Annotated in this window: 1 pseudogene; it reads right to left on the reverse strand. The window is 51.3% G+C overall.

From position 1 onward, the window contains the following. Positions 1-453: 453 nt before the first annotated feature. Positions 454-681 (reverse strand): annotated as a pseudogene (locus ASC41_RS17020) (hypothetical protein); the annotation flags it as partial. Positions 682-1817 lie beyond the last annotated feature (1136 nt).

The raw sequence follows: 1817 nt of genomic DNA on the forward strand, positions 1-1817 counted from the left end.
AAATGTTGAATACTCATACTCTTCCTTTTTCAATATTATTGAAGCATTTATCAGGGGTTATTGTCTCATGAGCGGATACATATTTGAATGTATTTAGAAAAATAAACAAATAGGGGTTCCGCGCACATTTCCCCGAAAAGTGCCACCTGACGTCTAAGAAACCATTATTATCATGACATTAACCTATAAAAATAGGCGTATCACGAGGCCCTTTCGTCTCGCGCGTTTCGGTGATGACGGTGAAAACCTCTGACACATGCAGCTCCCGGAGACGGTCACAGCTTGTCTGTAAGCGGATGCCGGGAGCAGACAAGCCCGTCAGGGCGCGTCAGCGGGTGTTGGCGGGTGTCGGGGCTGGCTTAACTATGCGGCATCAGAGCAGATTGTACTGAGAGTGCACCATATGCGGTGTGAAATACCGCACAGATGCGTAAGGAGAAAATACCGCATCAGGCGCCATTCGCCATTCAGGCTGCGCAACTGTTGGGAAGGGCGATCGGTGCGGGCCTCTTCGCTATTACGCCAGCTGGCGAAAGGGGGATGTGCTGCAAGGCGATTAAGTTGGGTAACGCCAGGGTTTTCCCAGTCACGACGTTGTAAAACGACGGCCAGTGAATTCGAGCTCGGTACCCGGGGATCCTCTAGAGTCGACCTGCAGGCATGCAAGCTTGGCGTAATCATGGTCATAGCTGTTTCCTGTGTGAAATTGTTATCCGCTCACAATTCCACACAACATACGAGCCGGAAGCATAAAGTGTAAAGCCTGGGGTGCCTAATGAGTGAGCTAACTCACATTAATTGCGTTGCGCTCACTGCCCGCTTTCCAGTCGGGAAACCTGTCGTGCCAGCTGCATTAATGAATCGGCCAACGCGCGGGGAGAGGCGGTTTGCGTATTGGGCGCTCTTCCGCTTCCTCGCTCACTGACTCGCTGCGCTCGGTCGTTCGGCTGCGGCGAGCGGTATCAGCTCACTCAAAGGCGGTAATACGGTTATCCACAGAATCAGGGGATAACGCAGGAAAGAACATGTGAGCAAAAGGCCAGCAAAAGGCCAGGAACCGTAAAAAGGCCGCGTTGCTGGCGTTTTTCCATAGGCTCCGCCCCCCTGACGAGCATCACAAAAATCGACGCTCAAGTCAGAGGTGGCGAAACCCGACAGGACTATAAAGATACCAGGCGTTTCCCCCTGGAAGCTCCCTCGTGCGCTCTCCTGTTCCGACCCTGCCGCTTACCGGATACCTGTCCGCCTTTCTCCCTTCGGGAAGCGTGGCGCTTTCTCATAGCTCACGCTGTAGGTATCTCAGTTCGGTGTAGGTCGTTCGCTCCAAGCTGGGCTGTGTGCACGAACCCCCCGTTCAGCCCGACCGCTGCGCCTTATCCGGTAACTATCGTCTTGAGTCCAACCCGGTAAGACACGACTTATCGCCACTGGCAGCAGCCACTGGTAACAGGATTAGCAGAGCGAGGTATGTAGGCGGTGCTACAGAGTTCTTGAAGTGGTGGCCTAACTACGGCTACACTAGAAGAACAGTATTTGGTATCTGCGCTCTGCTGAAGCCAGTTACCTTCGGAAAAAGAGTTGGTAGCTCTTGATCCGGCAAACAAACCACCGCTGGTAGCGGTGGTTTTTTGTTTGCAAGCAGCAGATTACGCGCAGAAAAAAAGGATCTCAAGAAGATCCTTTGATCTTTTCTACGGGGTCTGACGCTCAGTGGAACGAAAACTCACGTTAAGGGATTTTGGTCATGAGATTATCAAAAAGGATCTTCACCTAGATCCTTTTAAATTAAAAATGAAGTTTTAAATCAATCTAAAGTA

Source organism: Lacinutrix algicola, from assembly GCF_001418085.1.
Classification (GTDB): Bacteria; Bacteroidota; Bacteroidia; order Flavobacteriales; family Flavobacteriaceae; genus Lacinutrix; species Lacinutrix algicola.